The organism is Streptomyces sp. SID486, assembly GCF_009865385.1.
Lineage (GTDB): Bacteria > Actinomycetota > Actinomycetes > Streptomycetales > Streptomycetaceae > Streptomyces.
The window spans coordinates 22,181-28,849 of the sequence record NZ_WWJT01000215.1; the positions used below are offsets into that span (position 1 = coordinate 22,181).

Sequence of the window (6,669 nt, forward strand, 5' to 3'; positions counted from 1 at the left end):
ACGAGAACGGGGGGACAGGGGACGGGATGACCAGTACACGCATCGCCCTGCTGATCGGGGTGGGCAGCACGCCGGACGCCGGCCACCGGTTCGTCCCGCTGGAGGATCCGGTCCGCGCCGACCAGCGGCTGCTGGCCGCCTCCCTCACCGCCTCCGGGTACGCGGTGGAGACGCTGTACGACGCCACCCGGGTGGAGATCGTCACCCGGATCGACGAGGTCGCCCGCGGTGTCCCGGCCGACGCGACCCTGCTCCTGCATTTCTCCGGGCACGGTCTGCGCATCGGCGCCACCGACTACCTCGTGCCGTCCGACGCCCGCGCCCCGGGCGACTGCGACGGATGGCGGCCCTCGTATCTGGGGTCCCTGCTGCCCGCCGATATCAGCCCGTACCTGGCCGACTGCCCGGCGCGAACGGTGCTGTGGCTGATCGACGCCTGTCGCGACCAGCCCGCCGACACCGCGACCGTCTTCGGCAGCAGCGTCCTGCGCGGTCAGCCCGAAGGGCGCTTCGCCGTCCTCACCGCCGGCCGGGCGGGCCAGCGCGCCGGCTACACACCGGAGGGCAGCTTCTTCACCGCCGGGCTGGCCGAGGCCTTCGGCCCGATGACCGTGGCACGCACCGTGCACGAGGTGTTCGACACCGCGCGGCGGCACGCCCTGCGTTCGGCCCGCCGGCTGCTGGGCGAGCAGCAGGAGCCGCAGGTCTACTACGGCGGTGAGCTGGGCGACGAGACGCGGGCCACGGTCGTCTGCGAGGGGCGGCGACTGCTGGAGGCGTGGCGGGAGGCGGTGGCGGAGACCGCCCTGTGGGAGCGGGTGTGTCCGGAGGAGGCGGGCTGCGTACCGCGGTTCAGGGAAGCGCTGACACGGCTCGCCGAGGGCTGCGCGGTCTCCGTCCACCGCGCGCAGGAGCGCATGCAGGATCCATGGGCCGACGACGACTTCCCCGTCCGGCTGCTGCGCGACCGGCTGCCCACCCTGCTGCCGAAGACGGTTCCGCTGTCCGCGCTGGAGGCGGCGGCCCTGGTCGCGGCGCCCTTCCTGCACGAGTCCGCCTGGGCCGGGCGGTTCAGTCACGCGGCCGAGATCTCCCCGTATTCGGTCGAACGACAGGAAAACGCCGACGCCTGGCGGCGGCACTACGAGCAGGTGGCCGCGGGTCACCCGCACATCGCGCGCAAGGTGTCACGGTGTGCGGACGACGACCGCCCGGACGACGCGCACGGCGTGGCGCTGTGGCTGGTGCACCGCTGGATCGCCGAGCTGTTCGAGACGGCGGAGGAGCCCGTGCCGCAGGCGGGGGTGTCCGGGTTCGCCGGCGCGTTGCTGGGCGGCGGCGCGGCCGAGCACCACACGGCCGAGCTGTCCGGGGCCCTGTGCGCCGTCGCCGCCGGCATCACCCTGGGCGGGCCCGCGGCCGACGGCCGGGATCCGGAGTTCCCGGTGGCTGGAAGCGGCCGTCAGTCGCTGCGGACGGTCGAGCTCGCCTCCCTGCTGCACCTGGCCTCGGCCCTGGCCCTCGACGTGCGCCGGCTGCCCGAAGTCTTCGCCGAGCATCTCGCGGTCTTCGACCCGGTCCTCCCGCAGGAGGCCGTGCACGCGGCACGCGCGGTGCACTGGCACGCCGCCGAAGGGGAACTGCACCTCGACGCGGCCTGCCGGCACCCCGCGCTGCACGCGGCCCTCGCCCAGGTGGCCGAGTACGCCGACGAACTCGCCCGCGCCCTGCGGGAGTCGGCGCGCCGGCTGCCGCCGTCCCGTTCCGCGGTGCTGTCCGGAGTGCCGTCGCGCGTCACGGACCGGGGCCTGCGCCCGGTGGAGGAGCGGGGCCGCAGGGCGTACGACGTCCCGCTGCTGCGCTTCCAGCTCGCTCAGACGGAGGTCCGCGAGCTGCTGATGGGCGAGCGTCTCTACGACGGCGAGCCCGCCCTGGCGCTGCGCGAGATGTACCAGAACGCCATGGACGCCTGCCGGTACCGTGCGATGCGCCGGCGCTACCTGGAGGCCAGGGGCGACCACCCCGCGCCCTGGAACGGCCGGATCACGATCACCGAGGGCGAGGACGAGCGCGGCCGGTACGTGGAGTGCCGGGACAACGGCGTGGGCATGGGCCTGGAGCAGCTCCGGAGCACGTTCACCATGGCCGGGCGCCGGTTCGAGCAGTCGCGGGCGTTCCGCAAGGAGCAGGCGGACTGGCACCGGCAGGACCCGTCGCTGCGGCTGTATCCCAACAGCCGTTTCGGCATCGGCGTGTTCAGCTACTTCATGCTCGCCGAGGAGATGACCGTCGTCACCCGGCCGGTGGGTGTCGACGGGATCCCGGGCCCGAAGGCGCTGCGGGTGGAGATTCCCGGCAGCGCGAACCTCTTCCGGATCCAGGTGCACGAGGACGCGGGCGACAGCCTCCTGGAGGGCGGCACCCGCATCCGGCTGTACCTGCGGGAGACGGTCCTGTCCGCCGGGCTGTCGGCGGTGGCGACACTGCGCCGGCTGGTGGTCTTGAGCGAGTACGAGCTGGAGGTGCGGGATGTCTCCGGACGGGGGCACCGCTGGGAGCCGGGCCGGTTGCAGTACACCTCCGAGGGCGGCGAACGTGCCTTCGTGGAAGGCGTTCCGGCGGTGCTGTGGTGGGTCGACGGCAAGGGTGCCGTCCTGTGCGACGGCATCGCGACCGACCTCAGGCCCTTCGGTTACGTCCTCAATCTGACCGGCCCCCACGCGGGCGACCTGAGCCTGAACCGCAACCAGCTCAAGGCGTACGACCGAGGCTGGGAGCGAGAACAGTGGGCGCTCGGCGCGGCTGCGCTCGCCGCCTGGCCGGGGCTCGGCATGCCGTGGCTGTGGCGGCTGGAACGGGAGAGCCTCGCCACCGCACGGGTGCTGTGGGAGCAGTGGCGCGGCAAGGGGGTCGCCGTGCGGCAGGCACCCGACGGTCCGGTCATGGATCTCGACGCGGTGGGCTGGTACCACCTGGACGAAGGTCTCGGCCGGTCCGTCGGCTCGCCCTCGGAGGACGAACGGCGCCGGCTGGCGGCGCCGTGGCGAGCGGCGGCGCTGCGGCGGGAACAGCCGTCCCCGTTCACCGAGGCGCCTCCCGCCGCGCTGTCCGGATACCCGGTCCCCCGGCCCGGGTGGTCACACGCGGCCGCGGACAGCCCGAAAGGGTGGGGCAGCAACTGGCCCCGCTCGCTGCGGCCCGACGACTGGCGCTCGGTCATCGCGCTCGCCCGCGATGCGGACACCACGGTGCTCGACGTGGTGCTCGCCCGTCGCGCCCTGCGTCTGGCCCACCCCCTGCTGGCTCCTCCGCCCGCCCGGACGGGAGACCTGGACTGGAAGCCGGACGCGCTCGACGTCCGCATCGTGGAGGCACTGCTGAGCGAGCCCGTGACCAGGGGGCGATGGGAGGTGCGGGGGCAGAACGACTACGACCATCCCGCCGACGACCTCGGCGGCATCGTGCGCGCCTCCCTGGACGGACTGACGCTGGGCCGACTCGTCGAGCGGTGCGTGAGATACCAGCCGTTCCTGGCCGCACCGGTGCCGGCCGTGCCACCGCACCACCGCGACCATGTCTGCGACGGCGCCGACCTGGCCCTTCTGTACGTCAGGCACGAGGCTTCCGGCTGGGGCCCCACGCGATGGCCGTGGGACGTGCTCGCGGTGGCCCGGAACCTCGGGATCGACCCGGCGGAGGCCGCCCGCCGGCTCGCGGACTTCGCCTGGCTGGGCTGGACCACGCCGGACGCGGACGACGTGGGGCGGTGGGCCACGGTGCCCGAACCGGTCCTCGCCGTGCTCCAGGAGTTCTGTGAGCCGGACGCGTCCGGGGTGATCATGGTGCCGTGGGGCGCGGCCTTCTCCCTGGCCGCCGCTCTCCGTATCCCGCTGGAGAGCGCCGAGCTGGAACTCGGCCGCTGGTCGGAGTTCCTCGGTCTGACGCACCGCCCGCACTGTCAGGGGGCGGCGAAAGGGCGGGACCTGGTGCCGAGCGGGACGACGGCGCAGGTCGTCCGCGCGGCACACTCGGTGGGTCTGCTCCTCGAAGACGGCCTGAGCCTTCGCGACCTGGCCTACGTCCAGCCGCAGCGGAGCTCCCGCTGGTCCGTCGCACTCGCCGCCGAGGAGCTGCACGAAGCGGGCGTCGACGTCCCCGCCGCGGCGAGCGAGCTGCTGCGTGACTGGGATGCCATGCCGGTGCCCAGCCGTGCCGCGTTCTCCGCCGCCGACCTGTCCTGGCCGGGCGCGGACTACCCGGTCCTGCCCACGGCGGACGTGCTCTTCGCGTCGAGCGTCGCCATGAAGACACCCCTGGCGGCCGTCTGGCAGACCGCGCGGCGGGAGACGAAGCACTACGGTCTCGCCGTACCCGGCCTCCCGGCCGGACTGCGCGACGCCCTCCCCGGACCCCAGGAACAGGGAGCGCTGCTCGACGGAGGCTTCGACGTCGAGGACGACGAGTGGTTCGAGTCGCCCCGCTGGACACCCCTCACGGGTGAGGCCCTCGCGCGCTACGCCCAGGCACGGCGTTGCGGCGTCCAAGGCGCGTACCAGCGCCTGGTGCGGTTCCGGGAGCTCGGCGCCCTCGTCCCCGAGCTGTCACCGCACGATCTGGCACGGCTGCCGTCCACCGTGCCCGGTCCCGCGGACGTCCTCGCCCTCGGCGCCGAACACCGTGTCTGCGCGCCCGGGGATCCGCGGTGCCCCTTGGACCTGGTCAGCCTGGCGGGCCGGCTGGGCGAGCCGGTCGCCCGGACCTGGCGGCGCATCACCTCCTACCTCCCCTTCGAGCCGCCCCCGGCCCTCCCGTCGGACGACGTCCCCGACGTCCTCCCGCTGTGGCAGGACCTCATCCTGCTGTCCCGGCACGTGGACGGCCGGCTCCCCGCGCTGCGGGGGCGGGTGACGGCGGAGCACATCCGGTTCGCCGCGCACGCGGTCGACGCGAACGAGGAGTGGGCCCGGGGGCGGCTGGCGCTGTACGCGGACTTCTTCGGTCTGCAGCTGTGACGGGCGCGCCGCCGGAAGCCACCGCGGCCGTGCAGGCCGCTGAACACGCGGGGCGTGCGGCGCGTATCTGAGGGCCAAGGGTCAAGTCCCCCGGAGGAACCGTGACCACCACGCTCGCAGGCGGACGTGCCGCCCGCCGCCAGACGATGCGCCGCATCCGCCCGCGCCGCTCCCCGGCCGTCCCGCTGCTGCTCGCCGTGTGGGCGGGCGCGGCGGCGGTGCTGTGGCTGTGGTGGCGGAACACCCCCTCCATCGCCGACGACACCGGCCGGATCCTGGGTGCGGGCCGGATCACCGGTCTGCTGGCCGGCTATCTGACGGCGCTGGTGGTGCTCCAGACGGCGCGCGTACCGGCGCTGGAGCGGCGGGTCGGTTCCGACCGGGTGACCCGCTGGCACGCGATGAGCGGCCGGTACACGCTGTGCCTGATCGTGGCGCACGTCTTCCTCGTCATGTGGGGGTACGCGCGCCAGGCCGGCAAGTCGCTCGGCGACATCGTCCAGCAGACGGTCGACTCCGTCGAGCAGCTGCCGGACATGGGCAAGGCGGCGATCGGCACCGGTCTGTTCGTGGTCATCGGGCTGACGTCGATCGGGCCGGTCCGCCGCCGGCTGCCCTACGACGCCTGGTACCACGTCCACCTGCTGACCTACGCGGCGGTGTTCCTGACGTTCTGGCACCAGATCAGCACCGGCAACGACTTCGCCGTCGAACCCTCCGCCAAGACCTTCTGGTACGGCCTGTACGGCGTGGTCACCGCGCTGGTGCTCTGGTACCGCATCCTCACCCCGGTCCGGCTGAACCTCCGCCACCGCATGCGGGTGGAGGCGGTCGTCGAGGAGACCCCCGGCATCGTCTCGGTGCTGATCGGCGGGCGGAAGCTGCACCGGATGGGCGCGGAGGCGGGCCAGTTCTTCCGCTGGCGCTTCCTCGCCCCGGGAATGCGCTTCAGCTCGCACCCGTACTCCCTGTCGGCGGCCCCGCGGCCCGGCATGCTGCGGATCACGGTGAAGGCGATCGGCGACCACAGCGCCCGGCTGCGGGAGCTGACGCCCGGCACCCGGGTGTGGGCGGAGGGCCCGTACGGCGCGCTCACCGCGCAGCGGCGCAGCCGCGGCAAGGTGCTGCTGGTCGCGGGCGGGGTGGGCATCACGCCGATGCGTGCGCTGTTCGAGACGCTGCCCGGGGCCGCCGGCGACATCACCCTCCTCTACCGGGCCAACACCACCCAGGACCTGGCGCTCTGGGGCGAGCTGGCGGCGATCGCCGAGGAGCGGGGCGCCCGGCTGATGTACGCCGTGAACAGTCCGGAGGGCGAACGGCCCGACATCTCCGCGGAGAACCTCCAGCGGAAGATCCCGGACGTCGACCGGCACGACGTCTTCATGTGCGGTCCGCCCGGCTTCGCGCAGTCGGTGTACGAGGCCCTGCGCGGCGCGGGGGTTCCCGCCCGCCGTATCCACCACGAGTCGTTCGAGATGTGAGCGGAGCTGCGAAAGCGATGAGGAAGAGCCAACCCGTGCGGCGGGTCGTGCTGGCCACCGCCGCGACCGTGTCCGGTGTCGTGCTGCTGCTGTCGCTGAAGCCGGCGTCGGACCCGGCCGCGGCGTCGGCGGCGGCCGCGGGCGCGCAGCAGGCGGCGGGGCAGGAGTCGCCG

The 6,669-nt window shown here is 73.9% G+C and carries 2 protein-coding genes and 1 pseudogene; all 3 read left to right on the forward strand.

The features are described 5' to 3' along the window. Positions 1-26 precede the first annotated feature (26 nt). On the forward strand, positions 27-5,012 hold the full coding sequence (locus GT045_RS11230) for a caspase family protein (protein ID WP_161334069.1): 4,986 nt from the start codon (positions 27-29) through the stop codon (positions 5,010-5,012). Between the two features lie 101 nt (positions 5,013-5,113). Then, positions 5,114-6,496 carry a ferredoxin reductase family protein gene (locus GT045_RS11235; RefSeq protein WP_161286850.1) on the forward strand — a complete coding sequence of 461 codons (1,383 nt, stop codon included), beginning with the start codon at positions 5,114-5,116 and terminating at the stop codon, positions 6,494-6,496. Positions 6,497-6,513: 17 nt separating this feature from the next. After that, a pseudogene (locus GT045_RS11240) lies at positions 6,514-6,669 on the forward strand (FMN-binding protein); the annotation flags it as partial.